14 protein-coding genes are annotated in these 18,819 nt (G+C 45.1%); 8 read left to right on the forward strand and 6 right to left on the reverse strand.

Annotated features, from left to right (window positions below; translation table 11 throughout):
• Nucleotides 1-94 precede the first annotated feature (94 nt).
• The 3 genes from GJU87_RS06275 to GJU87_RS06285 all read right to left on the reverse strand — a co-directional run bounded on the left by GJU87_RS06275 (nucleotide 95) and on the right by GJU87_RS06285 (nucleotide 3,203).
• Nucleotides 95-1,174, reverse strand: a complete 1,080-nt coding sequence (locus GJU87_RS06275; protein WP_153638744.1) for a hypothetical protein — start codon at nucleotides 1,172-1,174, stop codon at nucleotides 95-97.
• Nucleotides 1,175-1,983: 809 nt separating this feature from the next.
• Entirely contained in the window at nucleotides 1,984-2,265 is a 282-nt protein-coding gene (locus GJU87_RS06280; protein ID WP_153638745.1) for a DUF4884 domain-containing protein, read from the reverse strand.
• A gap of 656 nt (nucleotides 2,266-2,921) precedes the next feature.
• Complete coding sequence (locus GJU87_RS06285; protein ID WP_153638746.1) at nucleotides 2,922-3,203, reverse strand: DUF4884 domain-containing protein; 282 nt, start codon at nucleotides 3,201-3,203, stop codon at nucleotides 2,922-2,924.
• Between the two features lie 31 nt (nucleotides 3,204-3,234).
• Between GJU87_RS06285 and GJU87_RS06290 the strand changes: the two genes are divergently transcribed.
• The gene (locus GJU87_RS06290; protein ID WP_153638747.1) at nucleotides 3,235-3,576 is read left to right on the forward strand and encodes a hypothetical protein; all 342 of its coding nucleotides are present in this window, start codon (nucleotides 3,235-3,237) and stop codon (nucleotides 3,574-3,576) included.
• Nucleotides 3,577-4,269: 693 nt separating this feature from the next.
• Here the strand turns inward: GJU87_RS06290 and GJU87_RS06295 are convergent.
• The gene (locus tag GJU87_RS06295) at nucleotides 4,270-5,229 is read right to left on the reverse strand and encodes a family 43 glycosylhydrolase (RefSeq protein ID WP_153638748.1); all 960 of its coding nucleotides are present in this window, start codon (nucleotides 5,227-5,229) and stop codon (nucleotides 4,270-4,272) included.
• A 339-nt stretch (nucleotides 5,230-5,568) separates the two neighbouring features.
• On the opposite strand from GJU87_RS06295, the gene GJU87_RS06300 reads away from it, so the two are divergent.
• Nucleotides 5,569-6,507 carry an ABC transporter ATP-binding protein gene (locus GJU87_RS06300; RefSeq protein WP_153638749.1) on the forward strand — a complete coding sequence of 313 codons (939 nt, stop codon included), beginning with the start codon at nucleotides 5,569-5,571 and terminating at the stop codon, nucleotides 6,505-6,507.
• A complete protein-coding gene (locus GJU87_RS06305; RefSeq protein ID WP_153638750.1) occupies nucleotides 6,500-7,624 on the forward strand; it encodes an ABC transporter permease in 1,125 nt (374 codons plus the stop codon). The genes GJU87_RS06300 and GJU87_RS06305 overlap by 8 nt, the downstream gene beginning before the upstream one ends.
• A 550-nt stretch (nucleotides 7,625-8,174) precedes the next feature.
• Here the strand turns inward: GJU87_RS06305 and GJU87_RS21325 are convergent.
• Together GJU87_RS21325 and GJU87_RS06310 are read right to left on the reverse strand one after the other, a co-directional pair.
• The gene (locus GJU87_RS21325; RefSeq protein WP_170108985.1) at nucleotides 8,175-8,339 is read right to left on the reverse strand and encodes a hypothetical protein; all 165 of its coding nucleotides are present in this window, start codon (nucleotides 8,337-8,339) and stop codon (nucleotides 8,175-8,177) included.
• Between the two features lie 21 nt (nucleotides 8,340-8,360).
• A complete protein-coding gene (locus GJU87_RS06310; protein ID WP_153638751.1) occupies nucleotides 8,361-9,818 on the reverse strand; it encodes an NAD(P)/FAD-dependent oxidoreductase in 1,458 nt (485 codons plus the stop codon).
• Nucleotides 9,819-10,143: 325 nt separating this feature from the next.
• Here GJU87_RS06310 and GJU87_RS06315 point away from each other — a divergent pair, with 325 nt between their 5' ends.
• From GJU87_RS06315 to GJU87_RS06335, 5 genes are all read left to right on the forward strand, one after another.
• Nucleotides 10,144-11,640, forward strand: a complete 1,497-nt coding sequence (locus GJU87_RS06315) for an aminotransferase class V-fold PLP-dependent enzyme (protein WP_153638752.1) — start codon at nucleotides 10,144-10,146, stop codon at nucleotides 11,638-11,640.
• Nucleotides 11,641-11,792: 152 nt separating this feature from the next.
• Nucleotides 11,793-12,362 carry an RNA polymerase sigma-70 factor gene (locus tag GJU87_RS06320; RefSeq protein WP_153638753.1) on the forward strand — a complete coding sequence of 190 codons (570 nt, stop codon included), beginning with the start codon at nucleotides 11,793-11,795 and terminating at the stop codon, nucleotides 12,360-12,362.
• A gap of 163 nt (nucleotides 12,363-12,525) precedes the next feature.
• Nucleotides 12,526-13,533, forward strand: coding sequence for a FecR family protein (locus GJU87_RS06325; RefSeq protein WP_153638754.1), 1,008 nt, complete (start codon nucleotides 12,526-12,528; stop codon nucleotides 13,531-13,533).
• 229 nt (nucleotides 13,534-13,762) lie between these two features.
• Nucleotides 13,763-17,086: a TonB-dependent receptor gene (locus GJU87_RS06330; RefSeq protein ID WP_228491878.1), complete on the forward strand. Its 3,324-nt coding sequence runs from the start codon at nucleotides 13,763-13,765 to the stop codon at nucleotides 17,084-17,086.
• Nucleotides 17,087-17,110: 24 nt separating this feature from the next.
• On the forward strand, nucleotides 17,111-18,676 hold the full coding sequence (locus GJU87_RS06335) for a RagB/SusD family nutrient uptake outer membrane protein (RefSeq protein WP_153638755.1): 1,566 nt from the start codon (nucleotides 17,111-17,113) through the stop codon (nucleotides 18,674-18,676).
• The last annotated feature ends 143 nt before the right edge of the window (nucleotides 18,677-18,819 follow it).

Raw genomic sequence — 18,819 nt, forward strand, 5'->3', positions numbered from 1 at the left:
CGTCTTTTTAAAAGCCGAAGCGCGTGGGCAAAAATTTAAAACTTATCATTTACCATTCATTGAAAGACCGAATAGCCATGCAATACGCAGTATGTTACAGGCTGGCTTTGTTTGATAATTTCTTTTTTTTTATTGATTTTTTAATGTCTCTTATAGCTTGATTAATATTGTAATCAGGGTATACATAAATTATTTCACAACCATTTTGATTTGCCTTAACCTTTTTTTCTTCGTCTCTTTTCAGGTTGTCTTGAAATTGTGCAAAAGCTACCTTCTTACCTTTGCCACCGAAATCAACGGGTTGCTGATGTTGTTCTCCTTGGTACTCAATTGCAATATTTAATTCAGGGAAATAAATATCAAATCTTTGAAGACCCAACCATTCAGGTGAACCTTGAGAAATAACCGTGTATTTTTTTTCAAATGTTTTTTTTATTTCTCGAAACAGTAAGTTCTCATTATAAAATACACCAACAATTTTTTCATCAAATTCTAATCTACACTCGTTTTCAAAAATTCGGATTGATTTTATAAATTCATTTTGAAATAGCCATCCATAATCAAAAACAACACTACCTCTAGATGTTTCATTCATTTCGTTTATCATCGCCTCTCTTGGTTCAAAATGACTTAAAAGATAATTTGCAAACTCAGTTTTATCCCTAAATCTGTTTTTAAAATATTTATGAAGATTTTCCTTGGGAATCAATTTGCAGGTACTCTTTGTAAAATGTTTATCTGTTATACAATTACTAAGTTCTTGAAAAGATAATTTATCCCACCAATGGTAGTAAATAATATTTCTTTTGATTGTTTGCAACAATTCTCTCTTTTTGAAAGAAGTAATATCTATATAACAGTTTTCAATAAAAACCGACCTGAGGAAATAAAATTGGCCAAAGAAATATGTTGAATGCTGTTCTGTCATTTTCTTTGCGTCAGCATATATTTTTTTATCATATGATTCAATCAAATTTTGGCTAACTGAAAAATCTCCTATTTCGTATTTTTTTAAATTTTCCTCTGTATAGTTCTTGTAATGTATATTGTCGCAATATTTTTGACCTATCAGCAAAGGATGTTGTCCTGTTACCATTGATTGAATTAGTAACTTGTCAAGCTGATTGTAAGTTAGCCATCTCCATTCATCATATGTTTCCTTAAGACTTTTCATTTACTGATTGCTGTTTATTTAGCTTGCCTGTAACTAGTGTATATCAATATTGTTGTTGTTTCTCCTTTAACGTTTGAAAAGTTGTTGTTACACACCCCAGACGAGATGTATTGTGTACTTAATTATGTTACTCTTGTCAGCATATTGAAGAAACTACCAGGATTTGTCTTCATATTGGTTTATGTCTTCGATTACCCAAGGTAGGTAAAAAATGAATAATTAGAAATGGGTAGGGAGTAGTTGCGGGAATTATTGTTGAAATGTCTTGGTTTTTTGCGGGCTGTAGTGGTAATAGCCCCACCCGGCCTCCCCAAACGGGGAGGAGACGGTCGCGGGTTGCAGCGCTTTTAATGGACTTGTTTGACAGATCTTGCTTTTCAGGGTGTTTCACGGCCACGATGTATCGTGGCCCTACGGGGCCGGAGTTGGAATGAATGACTGGATTTTCAAAGTACGTTTATTTGCTGGAATGGTTGATTTTAGCCAAAGCTTAGTCGTGCAGTCGGATTATTTAGGGCTGGCGTGGTAATAGCTCCACCCGGCCTCCCCAAACGGGGAGGAGACGGTCGCGAATAGCAGCGCTTTTAATGGACTTGTTTGACAGATTTTGCTTTCCAGGGGTGTTTCACGGCCATGATGTTTCGTGGCCCTACGGGGTGTGTAATAGAAATGGATGGTTGGTGTTTCAGCGGTTAATTGCAAAATCCTCCTCCAACGGAGGATATTTGCGAGCTGCGGTGCTTTTAATTGGTCGGGCGTTGATTGGGGAAATCCTGACAGGTTTCCGAAACCTGTCAGGATAGGGAGTGCTACTTATTGGTCGATTGATTTCGAATCATGTTGGTAATGCGGGTTGTCCCGGTGGAGTCTTTTACCATGCTGGTGGTTTGTCCGCTGCAGTTGGTGAAATATACATAGTGGCCTTCATCGCGAAAGCGATAGACCTTGCAGCCGTCGTGCTCGAAAAGATACTGTACCCGGTAGGTACTGTTGTTATCGGAACGGGTATTTGAAAGAGGGATACCGGTGGCGCAGGAAAGTAGATTAATAGCGATAAAAGCTAATGCGGATGCTTTGATTATTTTTTTCATGTGTAAGTGTTTATGGTTATAATTTTGTTTGGTGATCGAATTTAAGAGTTTTATGTTGTTTCGGGAAAGGTTTGAGAATGATTTTTATCTAAAATCCTCCTCCGGCGAAGGACACTTGTGTCTGGCGTGGTAATAGCCCCACCCGGCCTCCCCAAACGGGGAGGAGACGGTCGCGGATAGCAGCTCTTTTAATGGACTTGTTTGACAGATCTTGCTTTTCAGGGTGTTTCACGGCCACGATGTATCGTGGCCCTACGGGGCCGGAGTTGGAATGAATGACTGGATTTTCAAAGTGCGTTTATTTGCTGGAATGGTTGATTTTAGCCAAAGCTTAGTCGTGCAGTCGGATTATTTAGGGCTGGCGTGGTAATAGCCCCACCCGGCCTCCCCAAACGGGGAGGAGACGGTCGCGAATAGCAGCGCTTTTAATGGACTTGTTTGGCAGATTTGGCTTTTTAGGGGTGTTTCGTGGGCATGATGTTTCGTGGCCCTACGGGGTGTGTAATAGAAATGGATGGTTGGTGTTTCAGCGGTTAATTGCAAAATCCTCCTCCAACGGAGGATATTTGCGAGCTGCGGTGCTTTTAATTGGTCGGGCGTTGATTGGGGAAATCCTGACAGGTTTTCAAAACCTTTCAGGATAGGGAGTAAGAGTGCTACTTATTGGTCGATTGATTTCGAATCATGTTGGTGATGCGGGTTGTCCCGGTGGAGTCTTTTACCATGCTGGTGGTTTCCCCGCTGCAGTTGGTGAAATAGACGTAGTGGCCTTCATCGCGAAAGCGATAGACCTTGCAGCCGTCGTGCTCGAAAAGATACTGTACCCGGTAGGTACTGTTGTTATCGGAACGGGTATTTGAAATAGGGATACCGGTGGCGCAGGAAAGTAGATTAATAGCGATAAAAGCTAATGCTGATGCTTTGATTATTTTTTTCATGTGTAAGTGTTTATGGTTATAATTTTGTTTGGTGATCGAATTTAAGAGTTTTATGTTATTTGGGGAAAGATTTGCGAATGATTTTTATCTGAAATCCTCCTCCGGCGAAGAACACTTGTGGCTGGCGTGGTTTAATAGCCCCACCCGGCCTCCCCAAACGGGGAGGAGACGGTCGCGAATAGCAGCACTTTTAATGGACTTGTTTGGCAGATTTGGCTTTTTAGGGGTGTTTCACGGCCACGATGTATCGTGGTCCTACGGGGCCGGAGTTGGAATGAATGACTGGATTTTCAAAGTGCGTTTATTTGCTGGAATGGTTGATTTTAGCCAAAGCTTAGTCGTGCAGTCGGATTATTTAGGGCTGGCGTGGTAATAGCTCCACCCGGCCTCCCCAAACGGGGAGGAGACGGTCGCGGGTTGCAGCGCTTTTAATGGACTTGTTTGACAGATCTTGCTTTCCAGGGGTGTTTTACGGCCACGATGTATCGTGGCCCTACGGGGCCGGAGTTGGAATGAATGACTGGATTTTCAAAGTGCGTTTATTTGCTGGAATGGTTGATTTTAGCCAAAGCTTAGTCGTGCAGTCGGATTATTTAGGGCTGGCGTGGTAATAGCTCCACCCGGCCTCCGCAAACGGGGAGGGGACGGTCGCGGGTTGCAGCGCTTTTAATTGGCCGGGGCTTGATTGAGCAAATCCTGACAGGTTTTCGAAACCTGTCAGGATAGGGAGCGCTCTGCAGTTATTAATTTTACTGTGCACTGCACGACCACGATGTATCGTGTCCCTGCGTGGCAATAGTGGAAATGAACAACGAAATTGGGGGCATCGAAATTTCTTGCTGACTTTCCATTTCAATATTTACTCACCGCAACCCTTTTCTAATAATAGAGAGGGGTTTGGGCCAGTGCTGAGAACAACTTTCCGGTGGTAAGGTGGGCTTTTTACCCAGGGCATTGCCCGTGGGCTGAATTAAACTGTCCCTCCGGGACGTAGTTTATTTGCCGGGATGTTTCCCCGAACAGCCCAGAGGCGGTTGATAAATTGGAAGTCGAACAGGCAGTCGCATTACCTGAAACCGGCCACTCCCTGCGGATGAATTTTTTCTATGTATCCCTCTTTATCGAAGTTCAGACTGTCAATGCACAGTTGTCTTAAAACGTAGTCTTTGTTCTGCGGATGAATGCGGTGATACAAGATATAGTATTGTCCGTTTGCTTTGAAAACAGTGTGGTGTCCGGGACCAATTGTTTTCCCGTCGGGTGTGGTGGACAGAATGGGACTGTTTTTGCCTTCTTTCCACGGGCCGTAGGGAGTTTTTCCAACAGAATAGCGTACCTGATAAGTAGAGTCGATGGCTTTCCCATGCGAGTACATCAGATAGTAAAGGCCGTTGCGTTTTAACATGTAAGGCGCTTCGAAGTAGTGAGGTGGCGTCACATCGCGTGGTTCACCGTCGAAGGTTACCATGTCCTTTTTCAGTTTCGCAACAAAGCAATGCCCGTTGACCCAGTTTAACCCCGAGCCCCAGTATAAATAAACCTGTCCATCGTCGTCGACGAAACACTCGGCATCAATCATATGATACTCCGGAAACCGGTTACTTTTGATTAACGGTGAATGGTCGGCTTTGGCATTTTTCCAGGGGCCGAGCGGTGTATTACTTACCCCGGCCCAGATTTCGCTGCCTACCGAAACATACATGTGATATTTACCGTCGGGGCCTTTTACCACGGAAGGAGCCCAAACCATCGAGTTTTTTGATGTAGGACTGGTGCAGGCTTCCTTGGTGGGCCAGTCGATGTGTTTGATTTGAAAATGTTTGAAGTCTTTCGTTTCCAGAACGCCCAGTTGTTTTCCGCCCCAGGGGTCAATGGTTGCGTAGATATAATAAGTGCCGTCTGCCTTTACAATGGTTGGGTCGGCGTAATATCCGTTGACAATGGGGTTGGTGATGAAATCTTTGGGCGTTTGTCCCTGACACAGCGAGGCGATGCTTAGCAGGATGATAAACAATGTGTATTTCATAATCAGCATTAGTTTGTTGTTGTAGCAGGAGCTTTTTTAGCAATTCTACAGGAAACGGAAAGATAAAAATCTTCTGTTAATTGGGCCCCACTTGCGGGGAAATATTGGATGTTTTGTGCTATAATCGGTTTGCCTATTGGACGATTATTGCCCCTTGAAGCTCCCGTCCGGGAAACTTTGGTATTCAGGCCCGTGTTGGCAAAGCAAGGTTTTTCATCCTGTCGGGATGGTGTAATTGGTCGAAAACGGAATGGAGTTGCAACAACGTCAGATTAGTTGTTTTTCACTGCTCATTGTTCCTGATTTCAATTAGTTTTACATCACCGAAACGCTTTGCTTATGGAAAACATACATACACCGGTGATTGAGGTGAAGGAAGTGCACAAGTCCTTCAAGACGGTTCATGCGGTGCAGGGACTGAACCTGACCATCGGGAAGGGGGAGTTTGTGGCGCTGCTGGGACCGAACGGTGCCGGTAAAACTACGCTGGTGGAGATGATTGAGGGTATCCGTCATCCCGACAAGGGCGAAATCCGCATCATGGGGAAGACGTGGAAGCACCATGAGGATGAACTTCGTCATTTGATTGGTTTGTCGTTGCAGGAAACCCGTTTTACGGATAAGCTGCGGGTGTACGAAACACTTCGTTTGTTTGCCAGCTTTTTCGGATTGGGAAAGGAGCGGGTAGAGGAGATTATTGAGTTGGTGGCCCTGGAAGAGAAGCGCAAAGCATTTGTGGGGAACCTATCCGGCGGTCAGCGGCAAAGGCTGGCGCTGGGTATTTCGCTGCTGAATAAGCCGAAGGTGTTGTTGCTGGACGAGCCGACCACCGGCCTCGACCCGAATGCCCGGCGGGAAATCTGGGCTATTCTGCGCAAGCTGAAAGAACAAGCCGAAACGTCGATGATTCTGACCACACATTACATGGAAGAGGCGGAGCAGTTGTGCGACTATATTATCATTGTCGACCACGGGAAAGTGTTGCGGGAAGGAACGCTGGAGCAGTTGCTGAAGGGCGAGGAAGGAGAGAAGGTGATTGAGTTTTCGCTGAAAGATGGTCCGGAAACCTTGCCTCCAACGAATGGCAAAATCGGTGAAATGCAATGGAACGGAATGCAGCGGAGTGGAAAGGTAGCGGTGCAGGATATGAATACTCAGCTGCCGGAATTCATGGAATATTTGCGACAGAACCGGCTTCATTTGCAGGATATGGAGTGCCGTCGTACAACGCTCGACGATTTATTTACTACGTTAACCGGAAGACATTTACATGAATAACCGACTATCGAACCACCAGCTTTGGCAACTAACGCTTTCTTACTCCCGGGAGCTACTTCGTGAACCGGGCGTACTATTCTGGGGCATTGTGTTTCCTATCCTGATGTCGTTGGGACTGGGCATTGCCTTTACGCAGAAAACGGATGTAGTGCGCAAAGTAGCGGTCATTGACGCATCGGTCGACAGTTCGTCTATTCAACATTTCCTGCTCACCGAGGCACAGCCTAATCCGGAAGTGGCAGCGGATTCGTTTCGTTACAGCTACACGATTCCCGATAAGCAAATGGGAAATACCACCTTCCTTTTCCGGGAAACCGATTGGAAAGAGGCGATGGTTTTGCTGAAACGCGGCCAGATAAATGTGATTTTGACCGAGCAAAAAGGAAAGCCGGAATATCATTTCGATCCGCGTAATCCGGATGCTCAGCTGACTTATATCAAGCTGTCGGGCGTTCTGAACGGTAAAGCGGTGAATACGCCGCAGGACAACGGTGAAATCAAACCGCTAACGTTAGCGGGAACACGTTATATCGATTTCCTGGTTCCCGGTTTGATTGCCATGAATGCGATGATGTCGTGTATGTGGGGTATCAGTTACGGTATTATCGATCGTCGCTCGAAGAAGTTGCTGCGGCGTATGGTGGCTACCCCGATGAAGAAGACCAACTTCCTGATTGCCTTTATTACCGTACGTTTTGTGATGAATTTCATCGAATCGGCGCTGCTGGTACTGGTTACCTGGCTGGTTTTCGGAATTACCATTCAGGGAAGTATTCCCGGTCTGCTGGCCATTTTTATGGCAGGTAACCTGGCTTTCGCCGGAATCGCCATTTTCGTTTCATCGCATACCGCCAATACCGAAGTGGGCAACGGCCTTATTAACCTGGTGGTGATGCCAATGATGGTCTTGTCTGGTATCTTCTTCAGTTACCACAACTTCCCGGACTGGAGTATTCCGGTGATTCAGAAACTGCCACTAACAATGCTGGCGGATGGTATCCGGGGAATCTTTAATGAAGGGTTGGGGCTGACGGATATTGCTTTGCCGTTTGTGATTTTATCGGCTATCGGGGTTTTCTTCTTTTCGTTGGGGCTGCGGTTTTTTAAGTGGCACTGACGGGGCGGGTTTCAGGTTAGAAGAGTTCCGGTTGTTTCTGTTATTGGTCAGGCTGAAGGCCTGAAATTATAAAGCTTGGGGCACCTCCCCAAGTAAAAAGAATGAATATCCCAATAGAAGCCTGAAGGGCTTCAACTGTTAATGCCTCTTTCTTGTCATCTGATAAAAAACATATACCCGACCCTTCAGGCCTGCCTTTTTGTATATACTAACAGAACCTAAATTCACGTACTCTTTAAATCATTACGCATTATCCATCCTGTCAAAGATACACTGGTATGTGCGGCGCAGGAACTTCCCATTTCAATTGTAGTCAGTATGTGCGCCTCCTTAAAATGCGTGGCATTCAATCTTGGGGCGGCGTCATCGCGGCGATAGCCGCTCTTCCTTCCCCAAAGTTATGGAATTGTGGCCCTTCAGGCCTTTTTGTACATGCCGACATAACCCCAACCCGTGTATCTCTTTAATCATTACACATTACTCATTGCAAATTCTCTTTTGCTACTGGAAAAAGGCTGCCTGAGATAGCAGACAGCCTTTCGAATCCAACCTATGAATGTCCTCCGGCGACGATGCGGAGGATTTTGATGTTTAGCACTACCCAGCGGTACAGTTGCCAGGGGATGAATGCTCTCCAGAAACGGGTTGCCCGTGTGGGAACCGGTGGATACGACTCCTCGGAGTATGCAATGGTTTGGTTACTTTGTTCTTCCATATCTTTTGATTTTTACTATTTCTATTCGGGTAACAGCCACCAGAAAGGATAGCCTTTGGCTTTGTGCAGAAACATGTAATGCATGAACCATTTCAGCCAGTGTCCGGCTAATCCGGCCTCGCCGATGGTATAGGAAATATCACGACCGTATTCCGGATATTTTTTCCAGTCCTGCACAATGGGAAAGACCGTCATGGTAGCAGCGGCTCCGTTCATCATTCCGTACCCGGCAGAGACAATACAGGCAGCTCCCATTTTGGACATGGAGGCTTTGTGTTTCATCTGCGGTTTACCGGTACTAATCCAGTCAGCAATGTTTTGGGCGACCACTTTTCCGGTTACACCCGAAGGCATTCCGGTACGCGGTGGCGCCGGGAATATTTTCGTGCCCGACGGACTGGTCATCGGTTTGGAAATAGCATGCGGTGGTGCGAAGGCGATTCCTGCTGCGAAGATATTCTCGTAGCTGGGATTTTGATAGGTTGAAGGCCAGTCATCGGCCGACCATTGTTCGAATGGTTTTGGGGTGTAGTCGGCATCCACCTTCATGAAGCCGTTCGGTGCGAACAGCGTATCGGTCATGTCACTTCCATCTTTGGCGAAAGCTTTAATTCCCGGTCCTGTGAAGGAAGGAATCAGCATGGCAAAATCGAACGTTTCTTCGCCGGTTGTTCCGTCGAGGGACTCGTAGTGCACCTTGCCCTCTTCGATTTTCTTTACACCTGCCCGTTTAATCCAGCTGATGTTGCGTTCGCGGAAGAACGATTCGGCCAGCGTGCGCGTCTGCGTGATATAACCTCCACGCTTGATATAAGCGCCGCCCATACCGAAATCGCCCAACTCGAATTCATTGGTAATCCATTTGATTTCGGCCATGTGTGACAGTTTGCGCTTCTTGATTTCGAAGGCAACGTTGAGAATATACTCGAATGCTGCACCCTGACAGGTGGACATCGGGTGCCCGACACCAATGAGAATCTTTTGCTTTTCGCCGTTCTCCATCTTTTGGATGCAGCCCTGCAGCTTTTCCCATGCCTGGGCAGCATGACCGAAGGTACAAACCGATTCGGTGAATTTATCGGGTCCCAGCCCCTCAGTTGCCTCAAAATTCAGTTTCGGGCCAGTGGCATTTATCAGGAAGTCGTAGTCGACCTTCTCTGTTTCGCCAACGCGGTCCTGACCTGTGTATTCAACGATTACAAATCCTTTGCCGATTTCACTGTCTCCTTCCGGGTGAATGGAGACAGCTTTGGCTTGTTTGAAAATGATCCCAGCCTTTTTGTAGCGTTTATCCAGCCGGAAACGAATTTGGTCGACCGTCATCCGGCCAACGCCAACCCAGATATTGGAAGGAATCCAGTGGTAGTAGGTGTTTGGAGCAATCACTACTACTTCATGTTTTTTCCCCAATTTCTTTTTCAGGATGGTTGACGCCGTATGGCCAGAGATACCGGCACCCAGCACGACAATTTTTGCCATAATCAATTGGTTTTATTGGTTAATTGTTTTCTCTGAAGAAGTGTATTGGCGTGCCCTCTCCTCAGCCGTGCCTGCGAAAGCCAAAACCTTATTAAATCTACAATAAAAATCTGTGATTTGCCTGCTTAACAGTTGACTAATTTGGTGAAGAACAAGCCGTTTTATTGACAAAAGAGATTTTGGTAACTATTGAAGAATTCAAATTACATGCGATAAATAATAGCCGGAATATATCTTTTTCAATGGGGAAGTCTGGAAAACATTCGAAAAATGGATTACAGATTAAGGTTATTTTTCCATCTTTAGAAAGTTTCAACAACCGACTATGACGACGACATTGACACAAACGAAGACCAAACTTGAAGAATACTTCGATTCATTTCGCAAGAATATACTGGGAATCGACCAGACTTTTGAATCTCCTTACGGCGAACAGCCTTTGGTGTATGCCGACTGGATTGCCAGTGGCCGGCTTTACCGTCCCATCGAGGAAAAACTGTTGGAGCAGTTCGGTCCGATGGTGGGTAACACGCATTCCGAAGCATCGGAAACGGGTTGCACGATGACGCAGGCCTATCATTTGGCCCATGCGATTATCAAGAAACATGTGCATGCCAATGCCGATGACGTAATTCTTACGACCGGATTCGGGATGACGTCGGGGCTCGCTAAACTGCAGCGTATTCTGGGGTTGAAGATTCCTGAAAAGCTGATGAAGTTCTGCGATATTCCCCGGGAAGAGCGGCCTGTGGTTTTCCTGACGCATATGGAACATCATTCCAACCAGACTCCCTGGCTGGAATCGCTGGCCGATGTGGTGGTGCTGGAACCGGATGAGAACCTGATGGTCAATCCACAGTACCTTCGTACCGAACTACAGAAATATGCGAACCGAAAAGTGAAGATTGGTTCTTTCTCGGCTTGTTCCAATGTAAGCGGCGTGATTACCCCTTTTTACGAACTGGCGCAAATCATGCATGAGCACGATGGTTACTGCTTCGTCGATTTTGCTGCGTCGGCACCGTATGTCGATATTGACATGCATCCTAAGAATGAGATGCAGCGGTTGGATGCCATCTTCTTTTCTCCACACAAATTTTTAGGCGGTCCCGGAAGTTCGGGTGTCCTCATCTTTAATAAGAAGCTTTACAAAAACCGCATTCCCGATCATCCCGGAGGTGGCACGGTGAAATGGACGAATCCCTGGGGAGAACACACTTACGTAGATGATATTGAAATTCGTGAGGATGGCGGTACGCCCGGTTTTATGCAGGCCATTCGTGCTGCCATGTGTGTCCGGTTGAAGGAACAAATGGGGATCGATAAAATCAAGGGGAGAGAGACAGAACTGCTAAAGAGGGCTTTCAAAGGCTTCAGCAAAATCGACGGAGTGTTCATTTTGGCGCAGGAAGCCCGGGAACGCCTGGGAGTAATCTCTTTCTATGTGGAGGGCATCCATCACAACATGGTAGTTCGTTTGCTGAACGACCGGTTCGGTATCCAGGTACGCGGAGGTTGCTCCTGTGCCGGAACCTACGGACACTATTTACTGCACGTAGATCGCGAAATGTCGCATCGGATTACTGAGAAAATTAATAGCGGCGATTTATCGGAGAAACCCGGATGGGTGCGATTGTCATTGCATCCTACCATGACCAATACTGAACTGGACTACATTATGGACTCGCTTGAGAAAGTGGTTGCCAATGCGCATCTTTGGAAGGAAGATTACATATACAACCGGCACACCGGCGAATTTGATCACAAAGACGGGAATGGAAAATGTGATATAATTTCACGCTGGTTTGATTTGGAAATCTGACTCCATTTATCTGATTATAATGTCTCCCGGAACTCAATAGGCTTTCGTTGCCTGATATTTGATATTAAATCTTATTAGAAATTTTGCAATAATTGTTAAGTTTACTCGCCATGATTTAACGTCATCGGATAACTGGACTTATTAACCGGGATATGGCGGGGGAATTAAAAAACATTAGCAACGAAGAGTTTCGGTCAATTTTTGACCAGTACTATCCTATGCTTTTTCACCTGGGGAAAGAATATCTTCAGGATGAAGATGAAGCCAAGGAGGTTGCCCAAAATGCCTTTGTGAAACTCTGGGAGATTCGTGAGTCCCTTTCGACTGAATCGAATATTCGTAATTTCCTCTATACCATTGCCAAGAATAACTGCCTGAACTGTTTAAAGCGGAGAGAAGTGCTGGCTGTGCATCATGACCGGATGAAATATCTGGAGATGCATTTCAATTATGAGGCTCTCAACCGGATGGATCATCAATACCTGGAATTTTCTGAATTAAAGGAAAAGATTGAAGAGGCAATTTCCGGCCTTTCGGAAAATTGTCGGCGCGTATTTTACATGAGCCGGTTTGAGGATAAATCCAATAAGGAAATTGCTGCAGCGCTCGATGTGACGGTGAAAACCGTGGAGGCGCACATGACAAAAGCGTTGAAACATCTTCGAAAAGAATTGAAAGATTACCTTCCTGTTTTATTGGTGATTACCAATTTCCTGAATTAAATCTGAGAAAAAAATTGAAATCACGGTTAGGGTTGTCCTTGGCTTGATTGTTTAATAGTTAAAGAATGTGAAAATATTTGCTTTCGCATAAGGATTTATCAGAAGCAGTGTGAGAATAGAGGCTCAGAAAAGTTATTGTATTGAAAGAAAATAGAAATAATTGATGTCAGACGAATTATTATCAAAAATTTTGTCGGGAACGGCAAGCGAGGAGGAGAAAAGAGCCTATTACGAGGAGGTGGCCACTGATGAATCCTTTCAGGAGGAATTTTATCAGACCAAAAGTTTGTGGGTGAGAGCAACTGCCGGCAGAAAAGAGCCAAAGCTAAATCTGGATGAGGAATACAGAAATCTGAAGGAGAAGGTTAGCGGAATGAAAAAAAACGGAATCCGGAGTCTGACCCGTATTTGGATTGGACGGGCAGCGATGGTTACGGTGTTGCTCTCCGTAGGATGGTTGGCTCACCAGTTCTGGTCGCCCGGAAAGCAGCAGGTGGATTTTACCCAGCAGTTTGCTTCGTCGATTGGCAGCATTTCACAGATGACTTTGCCCGATGGAACACAAATTTGGCTGAATTCGGGCAGTAAAGTGGTTTATCACGAGACTTCGAAAGAGAGAAATGTTCAACTTGTGGGCGAGGCCTGTTTTGACGTAGCGCATGATGAAGAGCATCCGTTTTCGGTTCAGACAGAAAACATGGTAGTCCGTGACTTAGGTACGCGTTTTAATGTTCGGGCCTATCCCAATGATGAGGTTACCGAAACAACGCTTATCGAAGGAAGTGCAGAGATTCTTTCAGGTAATAATTTGAAGCGAATCTGTGAATTGAAGCCGGGAGAACTGGCTGTATATGACAAGGCAAGGAAGCGGATGTCAATACAGGAGATCGACCCGTCGACCATCGTTGCCTGGATGGATGGTAAGTTTGTCTTCCGGAATGAAAAACTGGCAGATATCTGCGACGAGCTGGAGAAATGGTACGGTGTCCGTTTCCGTTTTGCTGACGATGTGATTAAAGATTACCGGTATACGGCGAACATCAAACGGACGACTTCGATTTCGTATGTTCTGAAAATGCTGAATATCACAACTCATTTGCATTACAGCATTCAGGAAAATAAAATGGAACCTGACATTATTACGATATCAACAGAAAAGAAAAGTAACTAAACAAGAATATTAAACGATTGCCTATGCACTAACTATCAACTAAATCAACAAAAAACCGGGAGGGTGGCACCCTTCCCGGTTCATGTGAATTTAATATCCCGAGCAGTCTCTATATCAGAGAATCGCAAATAAGACTGCTCTATTGTAAACCAAACAGTTCAAATCTATGAAGAATTTTCGAAGATTCCCGGGCAATTTATGCCCCGGGCTAAAAAAATTGTACCTAACCATGAAACTAACTGGATTCCTGTTGCTTCTTTCCGCCATGACCCTGTCGGCGAAGACCTACTCACAGGCGGTGCGCTTAAATCTCCAGGTTGAAAATGCCAACATCGTTCAGGTTTTCGATCAAATAGAGAAGATTTCTGAATTTGGCTTTTTCTTTAAGTCCGATCAGATGGACCTCACGAAGCGGTATAGTCTTTCGATAGAAAATGCCAGCATTGACCAGATTCTTTCCCAGGTACTGGATTTATCGAAATACAAATATCAAATCGTTGACCGCAATATTGTGATTTCCAAAAGAGCTGTTGAAACAGCGCAAAGCGGACAACAGGATAAACACAATGTAAATGGTACGGTAACGGATGAAGATGGAGTCCCGCTTCCGGGAGTAACCATCGTCGTTAAAGGAACGACCTCCGGAACGATTACCGATACGAACGGACACTATACGATATCCAATGTTGGTGACTCTGATGTGCTGGTATTCTCTTTTATCGGAATGGTGGCACAGGACGTTGCAGTGCAATCGCGTGAAACCATCGATGTTACCATGAAACGGGAGACATACGGAATTCAGGAAGTGGTAGCGATTGGATATGGTACCATGCGTAAGCAGGATGTAACCGGTTCCATTTCCCAGGCAAAAGGCGAGGAATTGGTACAAGACCAAAGTTTCAGTGCACTGGATAATTTGAGAGGAAAGGTTTCCGGTGTCAATATTTTCTCCAACTCGGGGCAGCCCGGAGCTTATTCAAGTCGTGTTGTTATCAGAGGTATGTCTACCATCGATGCTTCGTCGGCTCCTTTGTATGTAGTGGATGGCGTTGTGATGGAGGATTTTGGATTGATCAACCCGAATGATATCGAGAGTATTGAAGTGTTGAAAGATGCTTCTTCGGCGGCTATTTACGGAGCCCGTGGTGCCAATGGTGTTATTCTGGTGACAACCAAACGCGGAAAAGAGCATGGCAAGGGAACTACGGTAAGCTACCAGGGATCTGCCAGCGTGAGTACCATGGCCCGTTATATGGATGTGCTAAATGCGCAGGAGTGGACCGACGCTTTCATGATTGGTCTCGAAAATGAGAACAAATACATGGATTACAACTGGTCGCTTGACCGGACGGATTGGTTTACTGACCCGAACTACTTTGATGCACAGGGTAATCCGCTGTATGATACCAACTGGCAGAAAGAAGCCACCCGGACCGCTTTTTCTCAAAATCATCAGTTGAATATTCAGCAAGCCGGTGAAAATTCTTCAGCCGGTGCTTTCCTGAATTATACTGATCAGGAGGGTATTGTTAATAATACGTACAGTAAACGTGTCAATGCTAAACTGGCATTTGACGGCGATCCGACGAAATGGTTGTCTACTTCCCTTAATTTATCGGTGAACCATACATGGGGACGTTATACTCCGGAAACAGGCGGCGGACAGGAAGCTCGTCGTACGATGATTGAGATGTTGCCCTGGTTACCTCTGCGCGATGCGAATGGTAATTACACTACTTCTGCCAGCTCATCCATGTCCGATACCTTTGGATTCGAAGGAATGTCGAACCCTGTGATGATTCTGGATCTACAGAAACGGATGAGGTACAACACACAGATTTTCGGAAATACAGCCTTAACCTTCCATTTGCTGGATGGTCTTGATCTGAAAACTCAATTTGGTATCGACAGCCACAATATAACCAGCAAGGGGTATTCTTCTATCTCTTTGAATAACATATCCATGCCGAACGGTTGGGCTTATATCGATCATGAAAATATATTTTACTGGCAGGAAGAAACTTATTTAACCTACCAGAAAGTATTTGGCATGCACCGCCTGAATGCGATGGCAGGTCTTTCGTGGCAAGAGCGCACATATAATTCCGATGGTTCGCGTACCGAAGGATTCAGTGATGATTTCTTTGAATGGTATAACATGGGTGCCGGTACAACTCCTTCAGCTCCCTCTTCCTATTACGAAAATTGGGCAATGAATTCCTACTTCCTGCGTGTTGCTTATACCTATAATGACAAGTATTCGGCAACGGTAACCGGTCGTTATGATGGTTCTTCCAAATTCGGAAAGAACAACAAATATGCGTTCTTCCCGTCTGCGGGATTGGCCTGGATTGTATCACAGGAAGACTTCTTAAAAGACAATGCAACCATCAGTACTCTGAAACTTCATACCAGTTACGGATTGACGGGTAACTCTGAAATTTCGCCCTATCGTTCGTTAGCATCGGTTGACTCAGGAACTGAGTTACTGGATGGTTCGAGAGCACCATACTCCTATATTAGCTCGATGGCAAATCCGGATTTGAAATGGGAGAAAACAGCACAGTGGGACATGGGCTTTAACTTAGGTTTGTTCCGAAATAAGCTGAACTTCGATATCTCTTATTATCACAAAAAAACAACCGATTTGTTACTGAATACTCCGTTGCCAACGTCTTCGGGTTTTGGTTCGATATACAAAAATATCGGGTCGGTACAAAACCAGGGACTTGATATCATGGTGGATGCTACGCCTGTTCGCACGAACGATTTTCAATGGAATGCTACACTGAACCTGAACTACAATAAAAACAAGATTCTTCACCTTGGCGAAAACGATGAAGATATCGAGTTGAATTATTGGGTTGGTGGTTCAGAAAGTATTTTGCGGGTCGGTGAAAACCTGAGTAGTTTCTATGGTTACCGCAGGTTAGGTGTTTACACCATTGAAGATTATGAAGCGGGTAACTGCGAGAAGAGCCAGATTGGTAGGGCGAAGAGGACTAACGAAAAAGAGATTATCGGTAAAGGAATGCCCGATTGGGCAGGTAGTCTCATTAACAATTTCAGGTATAAGAATTTTGACTTAACTGTTGATCTGCAATTTGTTTGGGGTGTAGAAACGATGCAGCAATTTTACCACCCGACCTACGACCGTTTTGGTATCACCAACGGTTTGACCAACATTTTATACGATGCGTATAATGGTACTAACCCCAATACGATGGAACAAGCCATTTATCTGACAAATTCAGGACATGCCGGACAGAACACAACGGTGGATTCTGGTTGGATTGCTGATGGTTCTTATTTAAGAGGTAATCTTATACAACTGGGGTATACCTTCTCTGACAAGCAATGCAGAGCCATTGGTCTTTCGAAATTACGTTTATATGCGAATGTGAACAATGCATTCTTGATCTGCTCCAGTAAATACAACGGGTACGATCCGGAATCAACTTCCCAGGGGAGTGCCAAGTTCGGACAGAACATGACATTTTACGCATATCCAAGGGCCAGAACATGGACATTGGGACTAAACGTAACATTTTAATTAAAATCCAAAATGAAGACTACTATGAAAAAGATATTAATATGTTTATCAGTGAGCCTTCTGTTTATGACGTCGTGTAATGACTTTCTCGATGAAAGTCCCAAATCTGCACTGACGGAGGTTGATTATTATAAAACAGAAGCTCAGGCAACGGCAAACGTAAACTACTTATACCGAAACGGGGCACCCAGACGCATATCTTATGCTTCCAGTGCTTACATCGGACCCAAAGCTTCTATCACCGGAATGTTGACCGGTTATTTCAGTAACAGCTACGAAGGACAGGAAGTGGTGTGTAAATATTCCCGCTTGCTGACGCGTCAGCAACATACGAACGAGATATCAGATACTTCGGATGATATTTGGGACAACTGTTATAATGCCATCAACGTGGCTAATAATGCCATCGCAAGCATTCCCAATATTACCATGGATTCAGGAACCGCAGCTCAGCTGACCGCTGAAGCCATGTTTTTCCGGGCATTCAATTATTTCTACCTGGTAAAAACATTTGGCGACGTTCCGCTGCTTTTGGAGCCTGCCAATCTGGAAAATCTTTATCCCGAAAGAACAGCATCTGCGCAGGTTTATACTCAGATAGAATCTGATTTGAAAGCTGCTATCGATGCTCTGCCGGCAAAAACATTTGCTGCTAATGGCCACCGGATTACCAAGTATGTCGCTGCTATGGTTCTCACTGATGTCTATTTTCACCGGGGTGATTATGCCAATGCGAAGACTTATGCGAAAATGGTTATCGATTCGCCTCATTCGCTTACCGCGAATACTGACATGACGGAAAGTAGCGCGTACAATCAACTGCGTTCCACTGACGATTTGGACGAAGTTATTTATGCGCAGGAATATGATGAAAGTATCAGCAATAGCAGCTGGTGGCCAACTTATGCATTTTCATCTTCGGCGACAGCCGTATTCGGAACCTATTCGATTTTTGAGCGGGTTTATGGACCGATTGATCAGTTCCTGAATGTATATCCGACCGATGATCTGCGTATTCAACCTAACCAGTTCTTCCATTGGAATTATACCAACCCGAATAATGGTAAAACCTGGACAGCTCCCGACGGACAGGCGGGATGCTGGTATTATTACGATGAAAATGCTGTATTGAATACCGGAAAAGGTACAAAAGACTGGAACTTCTATCGGTTGGCTGAAGCCTACCTGGATTATGCTGAATCAATCGCTCAGACTGACGGTGTAACGGATGAAGCCGCTACCTATCTTGCCAGAATACAAGTGCGGGCTAACATGAACGGTGAAACAGAAGACCAGATCAAAGCTGGCTTAATGGCGTTGTCGAAGCAGGAGTTCATCGAAACTTGCTGGACTGAAAGAATCCGCGAATTCCCGTTGGAATTCAAAATATGGGATGACTGCGTCCGTACGATGAAATTCCCGGTTATCTCAGCAACCAATCCCGGCGAAGTAACTTATGTTGACCTGATTGGCGCACAGAACGCAGCAGGAGCCACGTTTAAAGAAACCGACCTGGTATTCCCGATTTCATTGAACGAGTTGCAGCGTAACCCGAATTTGACCCAGAATGCAGGTTATGCAAGTAAATAATTGAATACAGTAAGTAGGAAGAGGATCATACCCCGTTTTAGGGGATGGTCCTCTTATACTGAAGTTGTGTGTGTCATTATTTCTTTTCTACCCATTCTTTGATATCCTTGCCAGGAACAGTAACGAATAAAAGCTGTATCTCA

The organism is Prolixibacter sp. NT017, from assembly GCF_009617875.1.
In the GTDB taxonomy this organism is placed as follows: Bacteria; Bacteroidota; Bacteroidia; order Bacteroidales; family Prolixibacteraceae; genus Prolixibacter.